Here is a 23567-nt window from a genome sequence, read left to right on the forward strand (position 1 = left end):
ACCGGATCGCTGGGGCTTAGGCGAATCACGGCATGGGGCAGACGACGAGCACTGCTCCTAGAAAACGATGGCAAGCGCAAGGATTGCAAAGGCGAAAATGGCAAGGCTTCTCCACCACCCACTCGACCCTTCCGCGCGGCTGGCGCGGCTCATGCTCGCCGAGTACGGTATCCCGGTGGATCTGGAGGAAATCAAGCCCTGGCTGCGCCAGCCGGAATTCCTCGAAATCAATCCGGCGGCCACCGTGCCGATCCTGCTCGACCATGCCGAGCCGCCCGTCGTCGGGCCGCTGGCGGTTATCCTCAATATCGAGGAGCGGTTCGCGCCGCCCTCCGTCGCCGGGCTCGTGCCTGCGCTCTCCTCGGAGCGCGCCGAGATGTGGCGCATGTTCGAATGGGTGCTGGGCAAGCTCAACGACGAGGTGACCCGGTATGTGCTCGAGGAAAAGATCGTCAAGCGCGACCGGCAGGGCGGCACGCCCGACCCGGCGGTGCTGCGCATCGCCAAGGCGAACCTCGTCGAGCACATGAACTATTTCACGTGGCTGTGCGCGACGCGCAACTGGCTGGCCGGCGAGAACATGACGCTGGCTGATTTCGCGCTGGCGGCGCATCTCTCCACGCTCGACTATCTGGGCGACATCGACTGGGAGAAGGCCGGGGAAACGCGGGACTGGTATTCGCGCATCAAGTCGCGGCCGGCGTTCCGCACGCTCCTCAACGACCGCGTGGTGGGCATGCCGCCCCATCGCGGCTATGCCGATCTCGACTTTTGACCGTCGGCCGATAGCGGGCCAGAATAGGCCCATGGCCGACCTCGTCACCGAAATCCGCGAACGCGCGCTGGCGCTGGGCTTTGATGCCTTCGGCATCGCTCCGGCCGAAGCGCGCCCGGATCTTGGCGACAAGCTCGCGGCCGCCCTCGCGGCGGGCTGGCACGGCGACATGGACTGGATGGTGGAAACCGCAGAGCGGCGGGCGAGCCCCAAGGCGCTCTGGCCGGAGGCGCGCTCGATCATCATGCTCGGGATCAATTACGGGCCCGACAGCGACCCGATGGCGATGCTGGCGCGCAAGTCGGCCGGCAATATTTCGGTCTATGCCCGCAACCGGGACTACCACGACATCATCAAGGGCCGGCTCAAGGAAGTGGCAGGGCTCCTCTCGCGCCGCACGGGCGCGGAGGTCAAGGTCTTCGTCGATACCGCGCCGGTGATGGAAAAGCCGCTGGCGCAGGCGGCGGGGCTGGGCTGGCAGGGCAAGCACACGGTGCTGGTCAGCCGGCAGTTCGGCTCGTGGCTGTTTCTCGGGGCCATCTTCACCTCGGCGGAATTGCCGGTTTCCGAGCCCATGGCGGAAAGCTGCGGCTCGTGCCGGCGATGCCTCGACATCTGCCCGACCAATGCCTTTCCGGCGCCATTCCAGCTCGATGCGCGGCGGTGCCTCGCCTATCTCAATATCGAGCACAAGGGGCCGATCCCGGTCGAGTTCCGCAAGGCGATGGGCAACCGCATCTATGGGTGCGACGACTGCCTGGCGGTCTGCCCGTGGAACAAGTTCGCCAGCGAAACGCGCGAGGCCAAGCTTTTTGCGCGCGAGGATTTGCGGGGGCCGCCGTTGAGCGAGCTTCTGGCGCTCGATGATGCGGGGTTCCGGGCGCTGTTCGCGGGCTCGCCGATCAAGCGGATCGGGCATGGACGGTTCCTGCGCAACGTGCTGATCGCGGCGGGCAATAGCGGGGATGCCGCGCTGCTGCCGGCGGTCGAGGCCCGGCTGGGGGATGGCGACCCGCTGGTGCGGGGCGCGGCGGTGTGGGCACTGGCGCAGCTGGCGGATGGGGAGCGGGTGCGGAGGGACGCGGAGGCCCATGCCGGCAGGGAACGGGATGCGGATGTGAAGGCGGAGTGGGCGGCGGTTTTGCCGGAGGTGGTTTGAGGGGCTCAGTCGTGCCAGTGGTGGGGATGGTGCGGGGCATCGCGGGTCGCGGAGCGCGAAGTCCGTTTCCATCGAATCGCGAAACGCCTAGTCTGCCGCGCGGTGACTTGCGCGATTCCGCCGGGCCATTGCAGGTGTGAGAGCGGGTGATGCGCGTCTTCTTTTTCGGCATGGGCTATTCCTCGCAGGCGAGCGCGGAAGCGCTCCGCAAGGACGATCCGGCGGTCGAGATCGCGGGGACGGTGCGCGATGCCGGCAGGGCGCAGGCGCTGGCGGCCAAGGGTTACGATATCCGGGTTTTCGACGGCGAACGGCCGGGAGCGCTGGGCGAGGCGTTGAGCGGGGCGAGCCATGTGGTGGTCTCGACGCCGCCGGGGGCGCCGGGCGATCCGGTGTTGCGCCATCATTGGGCTGACCTGGCGCGGGCGCCTAAACTTGAATGGCTCTGCTATTTTTCGACCGTGGGGGTCTATGGCGATTTCGGCGGCGCCTGGGTCGATGAAAGCACACCCTGCCACCCCGAGAACGAGAGGTCGCGCCAGCGGGTGGTGGCCGAGGACGAGTGGCGCTCCTTCGCGCGCGAAAAGGGCATCCCCGTGCTGATCCTGCGGCTGGCCGGCATCTATGGGCCGCAGCGCTCGACCTTCGACCGGCTGCGCGACGGGACCGCGCGGCGGATCGTCAAGCCGGGACAGGTTTTCAACCGCATCCATGTCGCCGATATCGGCCGTGTCACGGCTTTGGCAGCGCAGCGCCGATTGGGCGGGGTGTTCAACCTGGCCGACGACGAGCCGGCGCCGCCGCAGGACCTCATCGCCTATGCGGCGGAGCTCATGGGCGTGGTGCCGCCGCCGGAAGTGCCGTTCGAGGCCGCGGAGATGACGCCGCTGGCGCGCTCGTTCTATGCGGACAACAAACGCATCTCCAATGCCGCCATCAAGGCGGCGCTGGGGATCGATCTGCTCTATCCCAATTATCGCGAGGGGCTTTCAGCCATAGCCAATTGACCAAGCCGCACCCTGCCCCAAAGCCTCAGCGCATCGTGCTCGAGGGACGCTATGCCCGGCTCGAGCCGATCGACCCCAAGCACACGGCCGGGCTCTTTGCCGCGACCGCCGGCGAAGGCGAGGACGAGCGCTATCGCTGGCTGATGTCGTTGCCGGCGGCCGACGAAGCGGAATTGCGGCGCAGGCTGGCCGATGCGGCTGCGATCGATGATCCGCTCTATTTCGCGGTGGTCGACAAGGCGACCGGGCTTGCCGGGGGCCAGCAATCGCTGATGCGGATCGAGCCTGCCCATGGGGTTATCGAGATCGGCGGCATTCTCTGGGGGCGCGGCGTGGCGCGGACGCGGCTGGCGACCGAGGCGCTCTATCTCTTCGCCGCCTATGTCTTCGACACGCTGGGCTATCGGCGGTTCGAGTGGAAGTGCAACGACCTCAACGAGCCGAGCAAGCGCGCGGCGCAGCGGTTCGGGTTCACCTTCGAGGGCGTGTTCCGGCAGCACATGATCATCAAGGGCGAGAACCGGGACACCGCCTGGTTCTCGATCATCGATGGCGAATGGCCGACGGTCAAAGCGCGGCTCGAAGCCTGGCTCAATCCCGGCAATTTCGACGCGGATGGCAAGCAGAGGCGGCCGCTGGGCCAGGCCTGAACTGGGGTCCGTTCTCAATTGCGCCGGTAGATGAGTTGCGATAGCCGCCCCACCCACCGGACTTCCCCGGACTTGATCCGGGGCCCATTGCTATTCTCCATTCGAGTGGAGGAACCCGTGGGCCCCGGCTCTGCGGCCGGGGAGGTTCAATGAGTGTGGCGCAGCAGATGGACAGCGCTTCCGTTGGAATCTGTCGGATGGGGAGATAGCGCTCTGGGGGCGCCGGGACTTATGAATACGGATCCTAGCCTGCGACGGCGCGGCCGATGGCATCCTGCAGGCGCTGGAGGTCTTCGGGCCGGCTCAGGCGATGGTCGCCATCGGGGATGAGGGTGAGCGTCACCGGATCGTGAAGCAGGTGCGAGACGAGCTTGAGCGCATGCTCCTGGGGCACGTCGGGATCCTTGCCGCCCTGAAGGATGGTGACGGGGCAGCCCGTTTCGATGACGCCATCGAAGAGCAGGTGCCGATCGCCATCATCGAGCAGGCCGCGCGTATAGACATAGGGCTCGGGACCGTATTGGGAGGCGCGCTCGACATAGCCGCGCTCCGCGAGCGATTTGCGTTCGGCGGGGGAGAAGCGGGCGTTCATGAGGTCTTTGGTGGCGTCGACAGCGGGGGCGATGAGGATCAGTTCCTTGACGCGGGCCTCGCCCCGGTCGCGCAGGGCCTTGTTGAGCAGCAGGGCCAGCCAGCCGCCGAGCGAGGAGCCGAGGACGACCTGCGGGCCCTCGGTACGGGCGAAGACGGCCAGGGCCTCCTCGAGCCAGCGACTCACGGTGCCTTCGAGGAAATCGCCGCCCGACCGGCCATGGCCGGAATAATCGAAGCGGGTGACGGCGAGGCCCCGGGCGGCGCCATAGGCGTCCACCGCCAGCGCCTTGCTGCCCGACATGTCGGACTTGAAGCCGTTGAGCCAGAAGAGGCCGGGCGCGCTGCCGGGGCGCTGCTCGACGGCGATCTCGCGGGCAGCCGGGCCTTCGCCGACAAGGATGGTGGTGGGATTGATGGCGCTGGACAAATCGGCCTCCTCGCTGGAGCGTCTTCGGGAACGGAGCTGGAACGGCCCCGGTCGGGCGGCGCCATTTATGGCGAGGGAGGCGGGGAAGTCAAAGTCAGAGCGCGCAAGCTTGCAACACCTTGAGAATTGCACGCCGCGCCGATGATCGGACAGGGTTTTGACTGTTGACTTATTGGCCGGCCATCACGATTTTAAGAGCGATTTTCCGCCCCTTCCCTTAATCAGACAAGGAACGCTTGCCATTCGTCGTCCCATGAGACCCGTTGCGCCCCAGAAAGATGGGCCGCTTTCAAACGAGGATATCTCCGCCCCCGAAGTCCAGCTCATCGATGCCGAAGGTGAGAACAAAGGGGTCATTCGCACCCGTGAAGCGATAGCCATGGCCCAAGAGGCCGGGCTTGACCTGGTGCTCATCGCCGCAAATTCCAATCCGCCGGTCGCCAAGTTCCTCGATCTGGGCCGCTTCAAGTATGCCGCGCAGAAGAAGGCTGCCGAGGCACGCAAGAAGCAGAAGGTCATCGAGGTCAAGGAAGTCCAGCTCCGGCCGAATATCGATACCCATGACTACGAGACCAAGATGAAGGCCGTGCAACGCTTCATCGAGGGTGGCGACCGCGTGAAGGTCACGATGCGTTTCCGCGGCCGCGAAATGGCGCACCAGGAACTGGGCATGGAGCTGCTGCTCAAGGTCCGCGACCTGATGGAAGCCAAGGCCAAGGTCGAGAGCGCACCGCGCTCGGAAGGCCGCCAGATGGTGATGGTGCTGGCTCCCAAGTGAGCTGACGGCTTCATCGACGGATTGACGAAAGCAGGCCTTGCGGCCTGCTTTTTGTTTGGGCGCCCGGCCTAATTGGAAATACCAATGCGCTCGATAAGGCCCGGCCTGCGACGAACTGGCGATTGCCTTGGAATTCGGGCTTTTGCGCTGGGCATTTGTTAACACCCCCCGAAGCATTCTCCGCACCCTTACTACCTACCGACGTCTCACAGAATGTGAACCTTTGGAGTGCTGGATGTTCTCCCGTCTGAGTATTGCACAACGTATTTTCGGCGCTTTCGCCGTCCTCCTCGTACTTCTCGCAGTTTTGGCCCTTGCCGGTAATTATGGTGTGGGGAGCCTCGCCGGCTCCTACGCGGATTATCGGGCAGAGGCGCAGCGCTCGATCACGATCGGGCGCATGGTCAACGACACTTATGCCGCCCGCATGGTCGAGATGGGCTACCGCGTCGATGGCGCGGCGGACAAGGCAGAGGAATTCAACAGCCTCATCGACAGCCACAGCCTCAACGACCAGGCGGCAGTGGACGTGTTCGCCAGCGACGAGGAATCCTATTCCTGGCTCGGCGAGCTCAAGGCGGACCTCGCCACCTATCGCGATGCCTTCACCCGAAGCGCCGCGCTCGAAGAGCAGCGCAAGACCGTGGGCGCTTCGCTCAATGCGAGCACCGAGACGATCCGCGGGCTCCTCAACGATCTCATTACCGGGCTGACCTCGCGCGGCGACATTTCCTCTGTGGCGCAGGCCGGGCATGTGAACGAAAGCGCCCTGCTGATGCTGCTCAATGCCGAGCGGTACATGGCGACCAACGATCCGGCCGATCTCGACAAGGTACGCGAGAACGGCGCAACGGCGGTCGAGCAGGTGTCGGAGCTGAGTGTCGGACTCTTCGATCCGGTGCTGCAGGAAAAGACGCAGGCGATTGCCGACGAGCTCGATACCTATGCGGGGCTGGTCGAGGAACTGGCCAGCGCGATCGAGGAGCGCAACACGGTGCGCGCCGAGCAGCTCGACGATTTCGGCCCGCGTATCCAGGCGGCGTTCGGCGTCATCCAGGACAATATCTATTCGCGCCAGGACGAGCTGGGCGCGACCGCCGGCAAGGCTGCCTCGCTCACCACGATGGTGCTGATGGTCATGACGGCCTTCGCCATGGTGGCGGGCCTCGCGCTGGCCATCGTCATCGGACGGTGGCTCTCGCGGGCAATCCGGCAGATGGCGGCCAATATGCGCCAGCTCGCCGATGGCGACCTCGACCTGCAACTGGCCAATCTGGATGCCCGGAACGAGCTGGGCCAGATGGCCCAGGCGCTCGAGGTCTTCCGTACACACGGCAAGGCGGTGCAGGCCATGGATGCAGAGAAGGCGGCCAGCGCGCAGGCACAGGCCGACGAGCAGGCACTGCGCGACGGCTTGCAGCACGAAGTGGCGAGCGTGGTGGCGGCGGCCGTGGCCGGCGACTTCACCGCCCGCGTCGGCACGCATTACGACAATCCGGAACTGGTGGCCCTGGCGCAGAGCGTCAACGAGCTGGTGTCGACGGTGGATCGGGGCGTGTCGGAAACGGGCGACGTGCTCTCCGCACTGGCCGACGCCGACCTGACGCAGCGCGTGACCGGCTCCTACCAGGGCGCCTTTGCCCGGCTCAAGGCCGATACCAATGCGGTGGCGGACAAGTTCGCCACCATGATGGGCGAGCTGCGCGAGACCTCCAAGGCGCTCAAGACGGCGACCGGGGAGATTCTCTCGGGGGCCAACGATCTTTCCGAGCGCACGACCAAGCAGGCCGCGGCGCTGCAGGAGACCACGGCCACCATCGAGCAATTGGCCACTGCCGTTTCGGGCAACGCGGCCAAGGCCCGGCAGGCGGCGGACAAGACCACCTCGGCCTCCCATCTCGCCGAGGAAGGCGGGCAGGTGATGAGCCATGCCAACCAGGCCATGGAAAAGATCGAAACCTCCTCGGCCAAGATCTCCAACATCATCGGCATGATCGATGATATCGCCTTCCAGACCAATCTCCTCGCGCTCAATGCTTCGGTGGAAGCGGCGCGGGCGGGTGAGGCCGGCAAGGGCTTTGCCGTGGTGGCGGTGGAAGTGCGCCGTCTTGCGCAATCGGCAGCGGAGGCCTCCTCGGAGGTCAAGGCGCTGATCGAGCAGAGCGCCAGCGAGGTCAAGAGCGGGTCTCGCCTCGTGGCCGACGCGGCCTCCAAGCTCTCGGCGATTCTCGATGCGGTTGGGGAAAACAGTCTCCTCATGCAGGAGATCTCGGCAGCGAGCCACGAGCAGTCCTCGGCTCTCGAAGAAGTGACGGGCGCGGTCCGGCAGATGGACGAGATGACCCAGCACAATGCGGCGCTGGTCGAGCAGACCAATGCCGCCATCGAGCAGACCGAGGCGCAGGCCAGCGCGCTCGACCGGATCGTCGACGTCTTCAGGATCGAGGCGGCCGCCGAGGACGAAGCCAAGGCGGTTCCGGCTTCCGGCATCAGGGGCCTGCAGCAGCGGGCGAGCGAGGCGGCGCGGGCCTATCTCTCGCGCGGCAATGCAGCGCTCAAGGCCGACTGGAGCGAGTTCTAGACGGTTCGGAAGGCGGGTCGCAGGGCCCGCCTTCCTTTATCCCGTGTGCTGACACGGACTGCCGTTTTTTAGCCAGTATTTGCCCTGATTTTCCGCGCAGGTCTGGAACGGCGCCTCCGCCTTCCTATATGGCCATGGCATTGAGCACCTCGATTCAGGTGCCCGGGAAACCGGAGTTTTACGCTTTGACAAACCAACCTATCCCGCTGCCCACGGGCGGCGACACACGCACTTTTCTTGCCTTGATCGGCGATAAATGGACGCTGCGCGTCATCGCCCAACTCGTCGCTGGCAAGCGGCGTTTCAACGAATTGCGCAAGCTGGTCGTCGGCATTTCCCAGAAGGTGCTGGCGGCGACGTTGCGCAGCCTCGAACGCGAGGGATTGGTCAAGCGGACCTTCTTCCCAGTGATTCCCCCGCGCGTCGAATATGAACTGACCGAGATCGGCATGCGGTTCCTGCAGGCGCTCGGCGCCCTGCGCGACTTCGCGGTCGAGAACCGTTTCGAGATCGAGGCGGCGCGGCGCCGGTTCGATGCCGAGCTGGATATCGAGCCCCCGGCGCAGATGCTGTCGGGCCGCTGACCCTATCGCGATTTGCGGGGCGCGGCCGGCGGGCTGCGCCTCTATTGCGTGATGGCCAGAGGCAAGTGCTTGCCGCACCGGCGCGGCGCTTCTAGAACCCGTTGATGGCCAGACCCAAACTCCATAGCGACGACGAAATCCACTCGATGGCCCAGGCGGTGCTGGTGGCCAAGGGGCCGGCCGGCTTTACGCTGAGCGACGTGGCCGAGGCGGTGGGCGTGTCGCGCGCCGCGATCATCCAGCGCTTCGAGAACAAGACCAATCTCCACCGCCGGGTGATGGAGCGCTCGACCCAGGAAGCGCGCGACTATTTTGCCGCGCGACCGGTGGTCGAGGGCATTCCGGCGCTGAGGGACATGCTGAGCGAGCTCATCGCAGGCATGGGCGAGGGCGAAGGCTTTGCCGGCTACCTGCTGCTCGAATGGTCGGACGTGCATGACGAGGCGCTCAACCGGCTGGCGCAGGAGCGCAACAGGCTGGTGCGCGAGGCCATCGCCGCGCGGCTGCCGGAATCCCCGGAGCGGGATGTGCAGGCGAGCCTGATCCAGGCGGTGATCCAGGGCGCGACGATGCAATGGCTGATCGAGCCGCAGGGGCCGCTCAACGGGTTCGTCGAGGCGCAGACGTTCAGGCTGCTGGACCGGCTGTTCCCGGGAGCGTGAGAGCATCCCTGAAGCCCCGGCGTTTACCGGGGATAGATTTGGGATGGGACGGGCCGAATGGTGACCCGACAGGCGGTGAGAGGGCCGGATCAGGGCGCTCCGGCATGGGCAGGAATGCACCATGGTGTTGTCCCGTTTTTTTCGGTCTTTTTGGCGAACCACCAGACGTTAAGTCACTGATACAACACGATTAGCTGGCCAACACCCGTCGACGAATCGTTAAATTTTGACTCAATTTCGGGCAATGTTTGCGCATCTTTCGCGGGTTTTGCGGAGGTTTGGGCGGCTTTCGGCACTTGTTTTTTCGGGTGGTGCGGCGGGGCTGGTCGGCGGGGTGAATGGTATTGTCGCGCTGCCGGCGGATAGGGGGATAATAGGGCCGCCTTGTTTATAACTTACATGTAAGTTATAAACTCTGAATGACCTCGTTACCTGTCAAAAGACCGCTGGCGCTCGATCTCACCGCAGCGCAATTCGCCGCCTTGCCCCGCGGGCGGCATGCGATTGCCTATCGGGATCTGTTTTCGCCGCATGCCGACCTGCCGGCCAAAACGCGGCTTTGGGCCGAGGGGCAGGGATTTGACCTGCGGGCGCTGACGCTGAGGTCGCGCGAGCGCGGGGCGCGGTCGCAGAAGTTCCTCTTCGCACTGCGGGACGGGGTGGCGGTCGAGAGCGTGCTGATCCGGCGGCATGACGGCTACACGGCCTGCATTTCGAGCCAGGTGGGCTGCGCCTTTGCCTGCCGGTTCTGCGCCTCGGGGCAGGCGGGGCTCAAGCGCAACCTTTCGGCGGGCGAGATCGTCGAGCAGGTGGCGCGGCTCGGGCCGCGGGTCAACCGCATCGTCTTCATGGGGATCGGCGAGCCGCTCAACAATTACGAGAACGTGCTCAAGGCCATCCGCATCCTGCGCGACCGGCAGGGCATGGATTTTCCCAGTTCCGGCATCACGCTTTCCACCATCGGCATCCCCAAGGGGCTCAAGGCGCTGCGCGAGGAGCACCTGGCGATCAACCTCACCATCTCGCTCCATGCCACGACCGACGAGAGCCGGGCGGCACTGATTCCGGGGAGCCGCAAGCATGGCGTGGCCGAGGTAGTGGCGCGGGCCCTCTCCTGGGCGGAGCGGCACAACCGCGACGTGACCTTCGTTTATCTCGTGCTGCCCGGCATCAACGACAGCCGCGCCGATCTCGAACGGCTGGTCGCGATGTTCTCGGGGCAGCGGGCGCGGATCAACCTCATGCGATGGAACCCGGTGGCGGGCATCAGGCTGGGGCGCACCGAGGATCGGGTGCTGGCGCTCTTCCGCGAAAGGCTGGTGCGGGCGGGCATTCCGGTGGTGGTGCGCGATACGCAGGGGCGCGACATCTCGGCGGCCTGCGGGCAGCTCTGGCTGCGCGACCTCAACGGGCGCGCATTGGCGGCCTAGGCGCGCCCGGCGATCCGGACGCGCCGCGCCCGGTCAGCCGACCGTCACCCAGTTCGGGGCGATGCCGGTGCCCTTACCCAGGCCGAAGCCCATGCGGATGTTGAGCATGCCCAGGGGCTCGAGCAGCCGGGCCTGCGAAAGGTCGCCTACTTCTTCGGAGGCAAAGCCGGCCGTGCGGGCGAGGGCCGCAACGATGCCGACGGCGGCGGCGTCATTGCCGGCAACGAAGACCGGCACATTGGCGGTCGCCGCGGGCGGCGCATCGAAGAGGCTCGAAAAGATGGTGTTGAAGGCCTTGACCACCTTGGCGCGCGGCGCCGCCTTCTGGATTTCCTCGGCGGCCGAGGTGCTGTGACCCATGAGCAGCCCCGAATAATCGGCATTCACCGGGTTGGTGATGTCGACGAGGATCTTGTCGTCGAAGGCGCGGTTGCTGCCGGCTTCCGCGAGGGCCGCGGCATAAGGCAGGGCCAGGATGATGATGTCGGAGATTTTGGCCGCGTCGTGATAATTGGCGACCTTGATGTGGCCCGGCAGCAGGCCGGCAAAGGTGGTAGCGGCAGCATTGTCGTGGGCGCCGAAGACGATGTCGGTCTTGCCGGCCAGGCGCTTGGCCAGGCCCTTGCCCATATTACCCAAACCCAGAATTGCGATACTCATGCGGCTGTTCCTCAAGGTTGACGCCATACGCAAGCGGATGGCTCGATTGTGCCGACAAGTCGGGGGCGTTGGGAAGTGGTCTCGTGCGACCAGACTCCGCTTGCCTTTGGCTGCGTCTCACCCTATACAGCCCACTTCTTACGGACCGCCCGGCCTAAAGGCATGCCGTGGCGGTCTTTGAATGCGATGGGTCCATAAAAAGACCGATCCACGAATAAAGGACACGCAAAATGCCCAAGATGAAGACCAAATCTGGCGCCAAGAAGCGCTTCAGGTTCACTGCTTCGGGTCTGGTGAAGGCCGGCGTTGCCGGCAAGCGTCACCGCCTGATGAGCCACAACGCCAAGTACATCCGCACCAATCGCGGCACCAAGGTGCTCTCGAAGGGCGATGAAGGCCTGGTGAAGTGGTACATGCCGTATAACCGCTAACGGCTGGCAGAAAGGAACCTTATAGATGTCACGCGTCAAAAGGGGCGTAACCGCCCACGCCCGTCACAAGAAGGTCTTGAAGGCCGCCGAGGGCTATTACGGTCGCCGCAAGAATACCATCCGCGTTGCCAAGCAGGCCGTGGAAAAGGCCGGCCAGTACGCCTATCGCGACCGCCGTATCAACAAGCGCAACTTCCGCGCTCTGTGGATCCAGCGCATCAACGCCGCCGTGCGCGAGCACGGCCTGACCTACGGTCGATTTATCGACGGCCTCAGCAAGGCTGAGGTGGCTGTCGACCGCAAGGTGCTCTCGGATCTGGCGATCCACGAGCCCGCAGCGTTCGGCGTCCTGGTCGAGAAGGCCAAGGCCGCCCTCGGGTACCTCAAGGGTGTCGAAGACACCACCGTGGCCCGCATCGGCGCCTAAGCGCCATTCAGCCTAGCTGAGGTCAAAACAGAGCCTTGCGCCGCCCTTTCGGGGATGGCGCGAGGCTTTTTCGTTTGCTAGGCATCCCCACGCTCGAAAACCGGAATTTTCCTCATGTCCAACCTTGAGACCCAGATCGAAACCCTGCGCGCCGAACTGACCGCCGCCATAGCGAGCGCTGCGGACCAGGGCGCGCTGGAGGCCTCGCGCATCGCCGCCCTCGGCAAGAAGGGCTCGGTCTCGGCGCTGCTGGCGTCGCTCGGCGGCATGGCCCCCGAAGAGCGCAAGACCGCCGGCCCCGCCATCAACGGCCTCAAGAACGAGATTTCGGCGCTGATCGACGCCAAGGGCGCTGAGCTCGCCGCAAAGGCGCTCGATGCGCGCCTTGCCGCCGAAAAGGTCGACGTGACGTTGCCGCTCCAGCCCGCTCCGTCGGCGCGCGGCCGTATCCACCCGATCAGCCAGGTGATCGACGAGATCACCGCGATCTTTTCGGACATGGGGTTCTCGATCGCCGAAGGGCCCGATATCGAGACCGACTATTACAACTTCACCGCGCTCAACTTCCCGGAAGGGCACCCGGCGCGCGAGATGCATGACACCTTCTTTTTGAAGCCCGACGCCAATGGCGAGCGCAAGGTGCTGCGCACCCATACCTCGCCGGTGCAGATCCGCGCCATGCAACGGACCAACGAGAAGCCGGCGGCCAATTACATCACCGGAACGGTCGAGCCGCCGATCCGAATCGTGGTGCCCGGCCGCACCTATCGCAATGACAGCGACCAGACCCACACCCCGATGTTCCATCAGGTGGAAGGCCTCGTCATCGACAAGTCGAGCCATATCGGCCAGCTGCGCTGGGTGATCGAAGAGTTCCTCAAGGCCTTCTTCGAGGTCGACAACGTCAAGACCCGCTTCCGCCCGAGCTTCTTCCCGTTCACGGAACCCTCGATGGAAGTGGACGTGCAGTGCGACCGCTCCGGCAATGAGGTCAAGATCGGCGAAGGCTCGGATTGGCTCGAAATTCTGGGCTGCGGCATGGTGCATCCGAACGTGCTGCGCAATGCCGGGCTCGACCCCGATGTCTACCAGGGCTTTGCCTGGGGCATGGGTATCGACCGCCTCGCCATGCTCAAATACGGCATGCCGGACCTGCGCGCGTTCTTTGACGCCGACAAGCGATGGCTCGACCATTACGGCTTCCGCCCGCTAGACCTGCCGACGCTGTTCGGGGGGCTCTCGAGCTGATGATCCAGCTGCCCGCCGGCTACGAGAACGCGGTAACGTTCAGCTTCGGGGATTCCCCCGAGCTGGCGGACGAACTGCTTGCGCTCGTGCTGGCCGGAACCAAGACCGCGACCTGCGACGCGGTCAGCGCCTATGGCGAGGCCGAGCCGATGCCCGTTGTGGGGCGGCGCGACGTGGTGCTCGATGGCAGGGGCCGCCCGGCCTGCGCGATCGAGACCATCGAGGTCGAGTTGCGCCGGTTCGACGAGGTGGACGCACGCTTTGCCGCCGATGAGGGCGAAGGCGAGCGCACGCTCGACTATTGGCGGCGCGTCCATGAGGACTATTTCCGCCGCCACGGCACTTTCGCGCCGGACATGATGGTGGTTTGCGAACGGCTGAAGGTGGTTGAGGTGTTTGCCCGTGACTGAGATCGAAGCGCAGACCACTTTCGTTGTCACCGACATCGAGGCGGATGGGCCGACGCCCCTCCATTCCTCGATGCTCAGCTTTGCCTCGGTCGCCATCAGCGCGGCCGGCGAAAGGTTCGGCGAGTTCGAGGCGGTGCTCAAGCCGAGACAGGACCGCAAGCCCGACGAAACCACCATGGCCTGGTGGCAGACACAGCCCGAGGCCTGGGAAGCGGCGACGACGAATGCCGAGGCGCCGGAGATCGTGATGCCGCGCTATGCCGACTGGGTCGAGAGCCTGCCCGGCTTTCGCGTCTTCGCGGCGGCGCCGATGATCTTCGACGGCCTGTGGATGGACCATTATCTCGACGAATTCGCCGGCACGCGCGTGCTGGGTGGACCGTTCAAGACGCGGCAGATCTTTCGCGGCGGCGGGGTGTGCCTTTACACCATGGCCGGCGCCCTGCGCGGCGCGCCCTATCTCAACTGGGGCATGCAGCGCGTTCCGGCCGAGTGGTACGGCCATATCGAACACACGCACAAGGCCATCGACGATGCCCGCGGCTTCGCCAATGTGCTGGTAAAACTGTTTTCCATTTCCTCCGGCCTCGAGCGGATCGAGGCGACCGAAAGTATGTACCGATGAAATTCACACTCGACTGGCTCAAGGATCATCTGGATACCACGGCTTCCGCCGACGAGATTTCCGAGGCGCTGACCACTGTCGGCCTCGAGGTCGAAAGCGTCGAGGACCAGGGCAAGGCGCTCTGGGATTTTGTCGTCGCCCATGTGGTGTCTGCCGAAAAGCACCCCAATGCCGATAAGCTGCGGGTCTGCAAGGTCGATGCCGGCACCGGCGAATTGATCGACGTCGTCTGCGGCGCCCCCAATGCGCGCACCGGCCTCAAGACGGTCTTCGCCTTCCCCGGCACCTATATTCCCGGCTCGGACTTCACGCTGACCAAGGGCAATATCCGCGGGTCGGCCTCCAACGGCATGCTGTGCTCGGCGCGTGAGCTTGAGCTCTCCGAGGATCACACGGGGATCATCGAGCTGCCGGAGGACGCGCCGGTCGGCGCCAAGTATGTGGACTTCGCCGGGCTCAATGGCGTGGTCTACGACATCTCGATCACGCCCAATCGCGGCGACTGCACCGCCGTGCGCGGCGTGGCGCGCGACCTCGCCGCTTTCGGCATCGGCAAGCTCAAGCCCGATACGATCAAGCCGGTGCCGGCGAGCGAGAAGACCAGCCCGGTTCCGGTGACGCTCTCGTTCGGCGCGGACGAACCGCAATTCTGCAAGATGTTCGCCGGCCGCCTCATCACCGGCGTCAAGAACGGCCCTTCCCCCGAATGGCTGCAGGCGCGCCTGCGCGCCGTCGGCCTGCGGCCGATCAATGCGCTGGTCGACATGACCAATTACATCTCCTTCGACCGCGGCCGGCCGTTGCACGTCTTCGACGCCGATACGCTCAATGGCGGCATCGTGGCGCGCATGGCCAGGAAGGGCGAGAGCCTGCTGGCGCTCGACGGCAGGACCTATGAGCTCGATGAGAGCGTCTGCGTCATCGCCGACAGCTCGGGCCCGCTCGGCATCGGCGGCATCATGGGTGGCGAGGCTACGGGCTCGACCGACCAGACCGTCAACGTCTTCATCGAATGCGCCTGGTTCGAGCCGACCGATGTCGCCGCCGTGGGCCGTAAGCTCGGCATCAATTCGGACGCCCGCTACCGCTTCGAGCGTACGGTCGATCCGGAATCGGTGATGTGGGGTATCGAATACGCGACGCAGATGGTGCTCGACCTCTGTGGCGGCACCGTGCACGAGATAGCCGTGGCCGGGCACGTGGAAAGCCCGCACACGGAAATCGAGTTCCCGCTGGCCGAAACCAAGCGCCTGACCGGCCTCGAGGTGACGCGCGCCGAGACCGAGCACTTTTTGACGCGCCTCGGCTTCGAAGTCGAGGGCACGGGCGAGGTGGTGAAGGTCACCGTGCCGTCCTGGCGCCCGGATGTGACGCAGAAGGCTGATATCGCCGAGGAAGTGATGCGCATGGTGGGCGTGGACAAGGTCCCCGTCGAGCCGCTGCCGCGCCTCAACCACGTGGCGCCGCGCATGCTGACCAATATCCAGAACCGCCGCCGCATCGCGCGCCGAGCGCTGGCGGCACGCGGGCTGGACGAAGCTGTCACCTGGTCGTTCATCTCCCATGACCTTGCCACCCGCTTCGGCGGAGGTAGCGATGACGTGCAACTGGCCAATGCCATTGCCTCTGACATGACCGACATGCGCCCGTCGCTGCTGCCGGGCCTGCTATCGGCCGCCACGCGCAACGCCAATCGCGGCTTTGCCGATGTGGGCCTTTTCGAAGTCGGCCAGATCTTCCTTTCCGATAAGCCCGAGGGCCAGCATACCTACGCCACGGGCATCCGCACCGGCACGGCCGGCTTCGATGGCGCCGGGCGCCACTGGAGCGGCAACGGCAAGCCGGTGGGCGTGTTCGACGCCAAGGCCGACCTGGGCGCGGTGCTCGATGCGCTGGGCGTCGATATCGAGAAAGTGCAGCTGGTGGCCGAAGCACCGGCCTGGAGCCATCCGGGACGCGGCGGGCGGCTGCAGCTGGGCCCGAAGGTCATTCTCGGCTGGTTCGGCGAACTGCATCCGGCCTGGGCGAAGGAACTCGATATCGATGGGCCGGTAGCGGCCTTCGAGATCGACCTCGACGCCCTGCCCGAGCCGCGCAAGAAGGCCACCAGGGCCAAGCCGGCGCTCAGCCTCTCCGACCTGATGCCCCTGAGCCGCGATTTCGCCTTCGTGGTCGGCCGTGACGTCACGGCGGCGACGATCCTCAAGGCGGCACGCGGAGCCGACAAGGCACTGATCACCGATGTCGCGGTTTTCGACGTTTTCGAGGGCACCCACGTTGGCGAAGGCAAGAAATCCGTCGCCATCGAGGTGACCTTGCAGCCGCAGGACAAGACGCTGACCGACGAGGAGATCGAGAAGGTTTCCGGCGCAATCGTCGCTGCTGTCGAAAAGGCCACCGGCGGAGCTTTGCGCAAATGACACTCGCAGCGGGCAGCGGGACGAACCTGCTGCCCATCGCCTCCTTCTGGTTCGGCGAGCTGTCCTGGCTCGAGCGGCTCTGCCTCACCTCATTCGTGCGGCATGGCCACCCCGTGCATCTTTACGGCTACGAGCCGATCGCCGGTATCCCGGTCGGGGTCGAATGGCGCGACGCCAATGACATCGTGCCGCGCGAAAAACTGGTGTTCTACAAGGGACGCGGCACCGCGGGGGTGTTTTCGGACCTCTTCCGCATGAGCTTGATGCGCCAGCAGCGCGGCATCTGGGCGGACGCGGACATGTATTGCGTAAAGCCCATCGCCAACCCACCGCCCTATCTCTTCGGCTACGAGCGCCCGCCCAAGTCGGACGGCACCGGCGGCTCGATTAACGGCGCGGTGCTGCTGCTGCCGCATGACGCGCCGCTACTCGACGACCTGCTGTCGGTGTTCGACGAGGGCGAAAGGCCGCTGTTCGAGCCGCACCTGCCGCCGCTCCGACGGCTGGAAGTGGCGGCACGGCGGCTGCTGGGGGCAAAGGTGCCGCCCGAATACATGCAGTACGGAGCGACGGGCCCCTTCGCGCTCACCCATTTCGTGCGGGCACGCGGGCTGACCGAGTTCGTGCAGCCGACCGATGTGTTCTATCCGGTGCCCTATGAGGGCATTCCGGGGCTGATGCTTGCCGGTTCATCGATCGACAAAGCCGTCACCGGGCGCACCCTCGCCGTCCACATCTGGCGCAGCCAGCTTACCGATCGCGGGCGGGCGGGGATTGCGATCCCCGAAAAGGGCAGCGTCCTGGCGCAGCTCTGTGAGCGCGAAGGCATAGCCCTCTAGCGCGTTTTCGAACCGAAAAAGTAGTGTCGCTTTCCTGAAAATGCTCTAGCGCAGCCGCAGTCTCTTCAACCACCACCGCTTCCAGCGATGTCGCATGAAGCGGTAGAAGAGCTCGTTGGTCATGATGTGCCGATAAATGCGGCGGAAGGCGACGTTGGAGACGACGTGCCAGGGCTTGAACGGGCCCGTGTAATGGAGAATCGCCGGATCGAGACCTTCATGCGGGTGGCGGGCGTCGATGGTGTTCCAGCGCGGCGCGATGTGCTGCCAATTGTTCTTGAAGATGAGATTGAGCACATCCTGGTCGTAGTAGAGCCGGGACATGACGCCTGAGGCGATCAGCTCTTCGAGGCGCGCCGGAATGTCGGTGGCGCGCCATTTGTCGATATCGATCACCAGCATGCCCGAATTGAAATAGGGGTCGGCCGGATCGAAGATATCGCGGTTGTTCTTGATGTCCTTGCCGCCAACGATGAAGGCGCCCTGCGTGTCGCGAACGGCGCCGATGGGGTGAGGACCGAGTTCGGCAGCGTAAAGCTCCTCGATCGGGGAGCGCACGAGCATGTCGCAATCGAGATAGATCACGCGCTTCACGTCCGGATCGACCAGCGTATCGACGAGAAGGCGGCCATAGACGACGCTGGTCCAGCGATCGCTCGATGGCGTGCGGGAGACGACCGAGCGGAAGAGCTCGGACTTGGTGAGATCGTGCCAGACGAGCGTAGCGCCGAACTCGTCAGAGATCTTCTCCAGATCGGCGCGATGCTCATCGGTGATCGGCTGATGGATCAGGTGGAAGACGAGGTCACCGCGGCGCTTGGTGAAGAGGCAGATCGAGCGCATGACGGCATAGGCCGGCGCCCAGAAATTGTCGTCGAAGGCCAGGGCGATGTGGATTTTGGCGTCAGGCAATGGGGGCGTCCGCTAGCCTTTGGGAGGTGTCGGGGGTCTTTACCACGCCTCCCTCGACAGACAAGTCCCTGGCCGGCAGCCGCGACAAATGGGCAATGGCCGCAGCGGCCACGGCGAAGGTGACGGTGAGCATCAGGATGCCGAAGGTGGCGTTGGTGAGGCCCATGAGAAGGTAGGCGGAGGAGAGGGTGATGGCTCCGAGCTGGGCAGACCGTCGATGAGGTCCCCTCGCGGTCCATGCCTCGGCGATCGGCGACAACAGAATGCAGAAGTAGGCAATAACGCCGATTATTCCGCCGGTCACCGCAAAGTCGGCAACGTCGTTGTGAAGGTGGTCATAAACGGGCGTATTCAGTTCCGGCGGCATGGTGTCGGCTGCGATCTTGGTGAAACCGATCATGCCATGGCCGTAGAACGGGGATTGCAGGAAGGCGTTGTAGGCCGCCTGGTACATAAGCATCCGAGCGTTGTCCGAGCTATCCTCGGTCTTTCCGGTTTCGAGCATGCTCGTGGCCGTCGCGATGACGCGAGTTACCGGGCTCCATCCGCTCTGAATTGTGCCGACTACCCCGCCTACCGCTATGAGGACCAGCACGCCGACTACCAGCCAGCTTCGGCGGCCCAGACCGCCCCAGAGGGCTGCAAGAACGAGAATTATCCCAGCAACGGGAATAATGGTGACGATTGCGCCGCGCGTGCCGGAGAGAACGACGGCTATCAAGGCAAATAGGGCGCCTGCGACAGCAACCCATTTCGAGCGCTTCTCTCCGAACAGCCCTACGAGGCTGAGGAAACCAAGCGCCACAACCACATCCGCAAAATGGATCGGATTGGCCACGATACCGCCCGCCCGTAGCGAGTGCAGCACGAAGGCATCGTAGATCGCCACCAGCATCGCGAGCCCTGCCCCGATCGCGGCCAGCGTGCCGATCATTCCCGGGCCGATACGGAAGCTTGTGCGGCTGAAGACGGTGATCAGGGGGCCGATGAGGAAGAGCGGGGCGAAGACGAGGATGGAGGCGATGTGGAGGGGGGAGGTGGCGGTGATGCCGAAGGCGAAGAGGAGGAGGGCCGCGGCGATGAGCGGGAGGGCTGCGGCGGGGCGGCGCAGGTCGGCCCAGCTGCGGGTGAAAAAGCAGATGCCCAGGGCGAGGACCTGGGCGACGATGACCGAGATATTGGCCAGTTCGGGCCAGAGGCAGATGATCACCAGCCCGCCGCCGAGAGCGGCGCCCGCCGAGAGATTGGCCAATTGCTTCGTCAACAAGGAGGGCTCCGCCAGATGGGCCGGCGGCTAGCGAGTCACCCGCCAGCCCGCTTTCCGGCCGCCAAAAGAATTCCGCCTCCCGGAGGAGGCGGATCATCGCTAGCGCTTGAGCGGATAATTGTCCAGTTGGGCGCCCTTGGTGGCCTCATCGATCGCCTTGAGGTCCTCGGGACTGAGTTCGAGGTTGGCGAGGACGCCCAGATTGTCCTTGAGCTGTTCGAGCGTGCGGACGCCGATCAGGGCGGAGGTCATTTCCTTGCGGCGCAGGACCCAGGCGAGGGCGAGCTGGACCATGGTCTGGCCGCGAGCCCTGGCGATGGCTGCCAGCTTTTCGGTGGCGTCGAGCAGGCGCGGTTCGATGGCGCGGGCGGAGAGCGAGTAGTTTTCGGCAGCACGGGTGCCGACGAGGTCGGCGCGGCCGTTGTACTTGCCCGAAAGGAGGCCCTGGGCCAGCGGGGAGAAGGCGATGACGCCGACGCCCAACTCACCAAGGGCATCGATGGTGTGGTCGTTCTCGATCCAGCGATTGAGCATGGAATAGCTCGGCTGGTGGATGAGGAGCGGCACGCCCATGTCGGCAAGGATGCGGTAGGCCTCGCGGGTCTGCGCTTCCGGATAGTTGGAAATGCCGACATAGAGGGCCTTGCCCTGCCGGTGGAGCTGGGCGAGCGCGCCCATCGTCTCTTCGAGCGGGGTATTGGGATCGAAGCGGTGGGAATAGAAGATGTCGAAATAGTCGAGCCCGAGCCGCTTGAGGCTCTGGTCGGCGCTGGCGATGACGTATTTGCGCGAGCCCAGATTGCCATAGGGCCCGGGCCACATGTCCCAGCCGGCCTTGGACGAGACGATCAACTCATCGCGATAGGGGCGGAAATCGCGGGCGAGGACATCGCCAAACAGCTCTTCGGCCGAGCCGTAGGGCGGGCCGTAATTGTTGGCGAGGTCGAAATGGGTGATGCCCGAGTCGAAGGCGTAGCTCAGGATCTCGAAGGCGCTCGGATAGTCGCGGGTGCCGCCGAAATTCTGCCAGAGGCCCAGCGAGATGACCGGCAGCTTGAGGCCCGAACGGCCGGTGAACCGGTACTGCATGGTGTCGTAGCGCGCCGAATGGGCACGATAGGTCATGATATCCTCCAGGCAAGAGAAGCGGGGCTCTCGCGATAGCGCGATGGAATGAGCGGTGCTAGAACGCCGCCCATGAGCAATCTGCATGTTTCGCCCGCGGCCTTCAAGGTTGCCGCCTTCTACAAATTCGCCGACTTTTCCGGCTTCCTAAGACTGAAGCCGGATCTGGCGGAATTCTGCTGCGCGCGCGGCATTCGCGGGACGATCATCCTGGCCGAGGAAGGCATTAACGGCACGGTAGCCGGTACGGCCGAGGCGATCGACGCGCTGGTGGATCATCTCAACGAGACGTTTCCGTTCCAGGGGGCCGAGCTCAAGTTCTCCCAGGCCGAAGCCATGCCGTTCCTGCGCATGAAGGTGCGCGTCAAGGAAGAGATCGTGACGCTGCGGGCGCCGGAGGTGAAGCCGAGCGAGGCGGTGGGCACCTATGTGGCGGCCGAGGACTGGAATGCGCTGATCGGGCGCGAGGACGTGGTGCTGCTCGACACGCGCAACGACTACGAGGCGGAGCTGGGGACGTTCGAGGGCGCGATCGACCCGCATACGCGCAGCTTCGTCGAGTTCAAGGATTTCGTGGCCAAGAACCTCGATCCGGAGCGGGACCGGAAGGTGGCGATGTTCTGCACCGGCGGCATACGCTGCGAGAAGGCATCGGCCTATCTGCTCTCCAAGGGGTTCGAAGAGGTGTTCCACCTCAAGGGCGGCATTCTCAAATATCTCGAGACGGTGCCCGAGGAGGAGAGCCGCTGGCAGGGCGAATGCTTCGTCTTTGACGAGCGGGTTTCGGTCACCCATGGGCTGGCCGAGGGCGACGCCACGCTCTGCCGGGGCTGCCGTCGACCGCTGACGGCGGCGGACCGGGCACATCCCGACTATCGCGAGGGCATCTGCTGCGCCCATTGCGCCGATGCCCCCAGAAGCGGGGCGCGCGAGCGGCAGCGGCAGATCGAGATCGCCAGGTCGCGCGGGGAGCGGCATATGGGCGACGAGGCTGCCGCCCATGCCCAGGAAAACCTCGAAAAGAAAAAGGCCCGCCGTCAGGCGAGCCAGGACGCGACCAAGGCGCCGGTCAGCGACGGCGGAAATTCATGACCCAGTTGGTCTCCCAGACGATACCGTCACGGGAGAAGGCCTGACTCCAGCGGGCTGCATCGGGGCCGAGCCGGGTCCAGAAGAACTGGACATTGACCGGCACGCCATTATCGGTGTCGCGGCCCACGAAGACGCCGTGATCGCCGATGAAGCCGCCCTGGACGGGCGGGAAGAGCGTGCCCTGCTGGCTCGAGACCCAATAGATGGCCCAGCGCCGGCTGGCGCGGTCGAAGAGGCGCAGGGTCATTCCAGAAAAGCCGCGCGTGGGCGCATCCATCTGGTCGATATTGGCGCCGCCATCGAGCCGCGGCTCGCAGTGGAAATCGGCCTCGAACTCATCCCAATCCTCGCTCTGGGCGAAGCGCTGCTTGAGGCGGCGATTGGTGACGGTCCAGTCGCCGTGCAGGAAATCGAAATCGGAGAGGGTGCCGGTGGGAGCGGCGAAGTCGGTCGGGTGGTAGTTCATCGGGAGGGGCCCTTTCAGCTCAGCGCAACAGCGAGCGCGCGGTGGGTTGGAGAATCAGGGTTTCAGGCGGTGACTTGAGAAAATCGGAAAGCGCGGCAGGCGGAGCCTGCAGCCAGGTTTCGAGACCGACGGCATTGTCGAAGCGCAGCAGCACGACATGGACGGGGTCGTCGGCGTGGACGGGGAGCGCGGGGTAGTCGTTCTCGACATCGAGGGTCGAAAAGCTGGCCAGGGGATCGACGCCGGTTTCGGCGAGGATTTCGCGCAGGCGCTGGTCGAATGCCCCGCCCTGCTCCGGGTCGCGCAGGCGATAGAGCATGACGATGAAGCGCGAGCCGTTGGTGGCGAAGGCGCCGCGCGGGCGGCGCGGACGGTTGGGGCGCTGGAAGCCGTCCTCGGGCGAGACGGTGGCGAGCAGGTGCACGTCGTCGCTGTCGGCCATGGTGGCGTTGGCGACGTCACGATGCTCGCGCCAGATCGGGCCCTGATAGAAGGCTTCGAGCGCCGGACGACGGTGAGCGATATCCTCGAAGCCGCGCAGCCAGACGAACTGGTCGGGCGCGCCCTCGACGCGGAACTGGCCGAGGACGTGGGCGCCGACCTCATCCTGGCTTTCGAGGAACTCGTTCTCGAAGAGATCGATGAGCGTGTCGCGCTGGCCCGGATGGAGGGTGTAACGGCGCAGTTCGACGACGGGCAGCGTGGCGTTCATGACAACTCTCCCCTAGAGCACGGCGCGCCGCGCGACGGCGCTGGTGAGCAATTGTTCGAGGCGGCGGGCGAGATTGCGCAGGGCTACGAATACCTGTGCCGGACGCTCCTCGATGCAGCCGGCGCGCAGGAGCGCTTCCAGCTCGGGATCAAGAAAGAGGATCGGGCCCTTGTCGCAGGCATAGAGCGAGGAGAGGGAGGCGATGGCGATTTCACGGTAGGAAACGGACATTTTTCGCTAGCTCCTGAACTGGTTCAGCGATGGAAGCGAAGTTTATTCCGCAAAG

Annotated in this window: 25 protein-coding genes; 17 read left to right on the forward strand and 8 right to left on the reverse strand. The window is 65.0% G+C overall.

The window, feature by feature from the left end:
- The first annotated feature begins 97 nt into the window (after nucleotides 1–97).
- The 4 genes from JNE37_RS06870 (at nucleotide 98) to JNE37_RS06885 (ending at nucleotide 3591) form a co-directional block, all read left to right on the forward strand.
- Nucleotides 98–775: a glutathione S-transferase family protein gene (locus JNE37_RS06870; RefSeq protein ID WP_035037091.1), complete on the forward strand. Its 678-nt coding sequence runs from the start codon at nucleotides 98–100 to the stop codon at nucleotides 773–775.
- A complete protein-coding gene (gene queG / locus JNE37_RS06875; protein WP_203065759.1) occupies nucleotides 756–1934 on the forward strand; it encodes a tRNA epoxyqueuosine(34) reductase QueG in 1179 nt (392 codons plus the stop codon). Before JNE37_RS06870 ends, queG begins: the two co-directional genes overlap by 20 nt.
- 149 nt (nucleotides 1935–2083) lie before the next feature.
- Entirely contained in the window at nucleotides 2084–2941 is an 858-nt protein-coding gene (locus JNE37_RS06880) for an SDR family oxidoreductase (protein ID WP_203065760.1), read from the forward strand.
- Entirely contained in the window at nucleotides 2938–3591 is a 654-nt protein-coding gene (locus tag JNE37_RS06885; RefSeq protein ID WP_203065761.1) for a GNAT family N-acetyltransferase, read from the forward strand. The genes JNE37_RS06880 and JNE37_RS06885 overlap by 4 nt, the downstream gene beginning before the upstream one ends.
- Nucleotides 3592–3835: 244 nt before the next feature.
- On the opposite strand, the gene JNE37_RS06890 is transcribed toward JNE37_RS06885, so the two are convergent.
- Nucleotides 3836–4612, reverse strand: a complete 777-nt coding sequence (locus tag JNE37_RS06890) for an alpha/beta hydrolase (protein ID WP_035029363.1) — start codon at nucleotides 4610–4612, stop codon at nucleotides 3836–3838.
- Between the two features lie 241 nt (nucleotides 4613–4853).
- On the opposite strand from JNE37_RS06890, the gene infC reads away from it, so the two are divergent.
- The 5 genes from infC to rlmN all read left to right on the forward strand — a co-directional run bounded on the left by infC (nucleotide 4854) and on the right by rlmN (nucleotide 10647).
- Nucleotides 4854–5390 (forward strand): translation initiation factor IF-3, encoded by a 537-nt coding sequence (gene infC, locus JNE37_RS06895; RefSeq protein WP_081840399.1) that lies wholly within the window; start codon nucleotides 4854–4856, stop codon nucleotides 5388–5390.
- 235 nt (nucleotides 5391–5625) lie between these two features.
- A complete protein-coding gene (locus JNE37_RS06900; protein WP_246513559.1) occupies nucleotides 5626–7971 on the forward strand; it encodes a methyl-accepting chemotaxis protein in 2346 nt (781 codons plus the stop codon).
- Nucleotides 7972–8156: 185 nt separating this feature from the next.
- Complete coding sequence (locus JNE37_RS06905) at nucleotides 8157–8555, forward strand: winged helix-turn-helix transcriptional regulator (protein ID WP_035029370.1); 399 nt, start codon at nucleotides 8157–8159, stop codon at nucleotides 8553–8555.
- 104 nt (nucleotides 8556–8659) lie between these two features.
- On the forward strand, nucleotides 8660–9217 hold the full coding sequence (locus JNE37_RS06910; protein WP_203065762.1) for a TetR/AcrR family transcriptional regulator: 558 nt from the start codon (nucleotides 8660–8662) through the stop codon (nucleotides 9215–9217).
- Between the two features lie 419 nt (nucleotides 9218–9636).
- On the forward strand, nucleotides 9637–10647 hold the full coding sequence (gene rlmN / locus JNE37_RS06915; RefSeq protein ID WP_203065763.1) for a 23S rRNA (adenine(2503)-C(2))-methyltransferase RlmN: 1011 nt from the start codon (nucleotides 9637–9639) through the stop codon (nucleotides 10645–10647).
- Between the two features lie 33 nt (nucleotides 10648–10680).
- Here rlmN and JNE37_RS06920 read toward each other — a convergent pair whose 3' ends face one another.
- Nucleotides 10681–11307, reverse strand: coding sequence for an NADPH-dependent F420 reductase (locus JNE37_RS06920; RefSeq protein WP_035029377.1), 627 nt, complete (start codon nucleotides 11305–11307; stop codon nucleotides 10681–10683).
- Nucleotides 11308–11537: 230 nt separating this feature from the next.
- Here JNE37_RS06920 and rpmI point away from each other — a divergent pair, with 230 nt between their 5' ends.
- The 7 genes from rpmI (at nucleotide 11538) to JNE37_RS06955 (ending at nucleotide 17707) form a co-directional block, all read left to right on the forward strand.
- Nucleotides 11538–11738 (forward strand): 50S ribosomal protein L35, encoded by a 201-nt coding sequence (gene rpmI / locus JNE37_RS06925; protein WP_035029380.1) that lies wholly within the window; start codon nucleotides 11538–11540, stop codon nucleotides 11736–11738.
- Between the two features lie 25 nt (nucleotides 11739–11763).
- Entirely contained in the window at nucleotides 11764–12165 is a 402-nt protein-coding gene (rplT, locus tag JNE37_RS06930; protein WP_035029382.1) for a 50S ribosomal protein L20, read from the forward strand.
- Between the two features lie 114 nt (nucleotides 12166–12279).
- Nucleotides 12280–13413, forward strand: coding sequence for a phenylalanine--tRNA ligase subunit alpha (pheS, locus tag JNE37_RS06935; RefSeq protein WP_203065764.1), 1134 nt, complete (start codon nucleotides 12280–12282; stop codon nucleotides 13411–13413).
- Nucleotides 13413–13823, forward strand: coding sequence for an ASCH domain-containing protein (locus tag JNE37_RS06940; RefSeq protein ID WP_203065765.1), 411 nt, complete (start codon nucleotides 13413–13415; stop codon nucleotides 13821–13823). Before pheS ends, JNE37_RS06940 begins: the two co-directional genes overlap by 1 nt.
- Complete coding sequence (locus tag JNE37_RS06945; protein WP_203065766.1) at nucleotides 13816–14448, forward strand: 3'-5' exoribonuclease; 633 nt, start codon at nucleotides 13816–13818, stop codon at nucleotides 14446–14448. The genes JNE37_RS06940 and JNE37_RS06945 overlap by 8 nt, the downstream gene beginning before the upstream one ends.
- The gene (gene pheT / locus JNE37_RS06950) at nucleotides 14445–16868 is read left to right on the forward strand and encodes a phenylalanine--tRNA ligase subunit beta (protein WP_203065767.1); all 2424 of its coding nucleotides are present in this window, start codon (nucleotides 14445–14447) and stop codon (nucleotides 16866–16868) included. The genes JNE37_RS06945 and pheT overlap by 4 nt, the downstream gene beginning before the upstream one ends.
- Nucleotides 16865–17707: a capsular polysaccharide synthesis protein gene (locus tag JNE37_RS06955; protein WP_203065768.1), complete on the forward strand. Its 843-nt coding sequence runs from the start codon at nucleotides 16865–16867 to the stop codon at nucleotides 17705–17707. Before pheT ends, JNE37_RS06955 begins: the two co-directional genes overlap by 4 nt.
- Before the next feature lie 45 nt (nucleotides 17708–17752).
- On the opposite strand, the gene JNE37_RS06960 is transcribed toward JNE37_RS06955, so the two are convergent.
- The 3 genes from JNE37_RS06960 to JNE37_RS06970 form a co-directional block, all read right to left on the reverse strand.
- Nucleotides 17753–18619, reverse strand: a complete 867-nt coding sequence (locus JNE37_RS06960; protein ID WP_203065769.1) for a glycosyltransferase family 8 protein — start codon at nucleotides 18617–18619, stop codon at nucleotides 17753–17755.
- Complete coding sequence (locus JNE37_RS06965; RefSeq protein ID WP_203065770.1) at nucleotides 18612–19883, reverse strand: O-antigen ligase family protein; 1272 nt, start codon at nucleotides 19881–19883, stop codon at nucleotides 18612–18614. The genes JNE37_RS06960 and JNE37_RS06965 overlap by 8 nt, the downstream gene beginning before the upstream one ends.
- A 102-nt stretch (nucleotides 19884–19985) precedes the next feature.
- Entirely contained in the window at nucleotides 19986–21011 is a 1026-nt protein-coding gene (locus tag JNE37_RS06970) for an aldo/keto reductase (protein WP_203065771.1), read from the reverse strand.
- 72 nt (nucleotides 21012–21083) lie between these two features.
- Here JNE37_RS06970 and trhO point away from each other — a divergent pair, with 72 nt between their 5' ends.
- The gene (gene trhO / locus JNE37_RS06975) at nucleotides 21084–22103 is read left to right on the forward strand and encodes an oxygen-dependent tRNA uridine(34) hydroxylase TrhO (RefSeq protein WP_203065772.1); all 1020 of its coding nucleotides are present in this window, start codon (nucleotides 21084–21086) and stop codon (nucleotides 22101–22103) included.
- On the opposite strand, the gene JNE37_RS06980 is transcribed toward trhO, so the two are convergent.
- The 3 genes from JNE37_RS06980 to JNE37_RS06990 are packed head-to-tail and all read right to left on the reverse strand — an operon-like array spanning nucleotide 22081 to nucleotide 23512.
- On the reverse strand, nucleotides 22081–22569 hold the full coding sequence (locus JNE37_RS06980; RefSeq protein ID WP_052014997.1) for a hypothetical protein: 489 nt from the start codon (nucleotides 22567–22569) through the stop codon (nucleotides 22081–22083). The genes trhO and JNE37_RS06980 overlap by 23 nt on opposite strands.
- 19 nt (nucleotides 22570–22588) lie before the next feature.
- Nucleotides 22589–23281 (reverse strand): NIPSNAP family protein, encoded by a 693-nt coding sequence (locus JNE37_RS06985; protein WP_203065773.1) that lies wholly within the window; start codon nucleotides 23279–23281, stop codon nucleotides 22589–22591.
- A gap of 12 nt (nucleotides 23282–23293) precedes the next feature.
- Entirely contained in the window at nucleotides 23294–23512 is a 219-nt protein-coding gene (locus JNE37_RS06990; protein WP_203065774.1) for a hypothetical protein, read from the reverse strand.
- Nucleotides 23513–23567 lie beyond the last annotated feature (55 nt).

It is taken from the genome of Paradevosia shaoguanensis (genome assembly GCF_016801025.1).
GTDB lineage: Bacteria > Pseudomonadota > Alphaproteobacteria > Rhizobiales > Devosiaceae > Paradevosia > Paradevosia shaoguanensis.

What these genes read in the sequence shown, in the direction of transcription:
- JNE37_RS06870 (WP_035037091.1), top strand. Translation starts at nt 98, where the DNA reads ATGGCAAGGCTTCTCCACCACCCACTCGACCCTTCCGCGCGGCTGGCG.
- queG (WP_203065759.1), top strand. Translation starts at nt 756, where the DNA reads ATGCCGATCTCGACTTTTGACCGTCGGCCGATAGCGGGCCAGAATAGG.
- JNE37_RS06880 (WP_203065760.1), top strand. Translation starts at nt 2,084, where the DNA reads ATGCGCGTCTTCTTTTTCGGCATGGGCTATTCCTCGCAGGCGAGCGCG.
- JNE37_RS06900 (WP_246513559.1), top strand. Translation starts at nt 5,626, where the DNA reads ATGTTCTCCCGTCTGAGTATTGCACAACGTATTTTCGGCGCTTTCGCC.
- JNE37_RS06910 (WP_203065762.1), top strand. Translation starts at nt 8,660, where the DNA reads ATGGCCAGACCCAAACTCCATAGCGACGACGAAATCCACTCGATGGCC.
- rlmN (WP_203065763.1), top strand. Translation starts at nt 9,637, where the DNA reads ATGACCTCGTTACCTGTCAAAAGACCGCTGGCGCTCGATCTCACCGCA.
- JNE37_RS06920 (WP_035029377.1), bottom strand. Translation starts at nt 11,307, where the DNA reads ATGAGTATCGCAATTCTGGGTTTGGGTAATATGGGCAAGGGCCTGGCC.
- rpmI (WP_035029380.1), top strand. Translation starts at nt 11,538, where the DNA reads ATGCCCAAGATGAAGACCAAATCTGGCGCCAAGAAGCGCTTCAGGTTC.
- rplT (WP_035029382.1), top strand. Translation starts at nt 11,764, where the DNA reads ATGTCACGCGTCAAAAGGGGCGTAACCGCCCACGCCCGTCACAAGAAG.
- pheS (WP_203065764.1), top strand. Translation starts at nt 12,280, where the DNA reads ATGTCCAACCTTGAGACCCAGATCGAAACCCTGCGCGCCGAACTGACC.
- JNE37_RS06940 (WP_203065765.1), top strand. Translation starts at nt 13,413, where the DNA reads ATGATCCAGCTGCCCGCCGGCTACGAGAACGCGGTAACGTTCAGCTTC.
- pheT (WP_203065767.1), top strand. Translation starts at nt 14,445, where the DNA reads ATGAAATTCACACTCGACTGGCTCAAGGATCATCTGGATACCACGGCT.
- JNE37_RS06955 (WP_203065768.1), top strand. Translation starts at nt 16,865, where the DNA reads ATGACACTCGCAGCGGGCAGCGGGACGAACCTGCTGCCCATCGCCTCC.
- JNE37_RS06970 (WP_203065771.1), bottom strand. Translation starts at nt 21,011, where the DNA reads ATGACCTATCGTGCCCATTCGGCGCGCTACGACACCATGCAGTACCGG.
- trhO (WP_203065772.1), top strand. Translation starts at nt 21,084, where the DNA reads ATGAGCAATCTGCATGTTTCGCCCGCGGCCTTCAAGGTTGCCGCCTTC.
- JNE37_RS06980 (WP_052014997.1), bottom strand. Translation starts at nt 22,569, where the DNA reads ATGAACTACCACCCGACCGACTTCGCCGCTCCCACCGGCACCCTCTCC.
- JNE37_RS06985 (WP_203065773.1), bottom strand. Translation starts at nt 23,281, where the DNA reads ATGAACGCCACGCTGCCCGTCGTCGAACTGCGCCGTTACACCCTCCAT.
- JNE37_RS06990 (WP_203065774.1), bottom strand. Translation starts at nt 23,512, where the DNA reads ATGTCCGTTTCCTACCGTGAAATCGCCATCGCCTCCCTCTCCTCGCTC.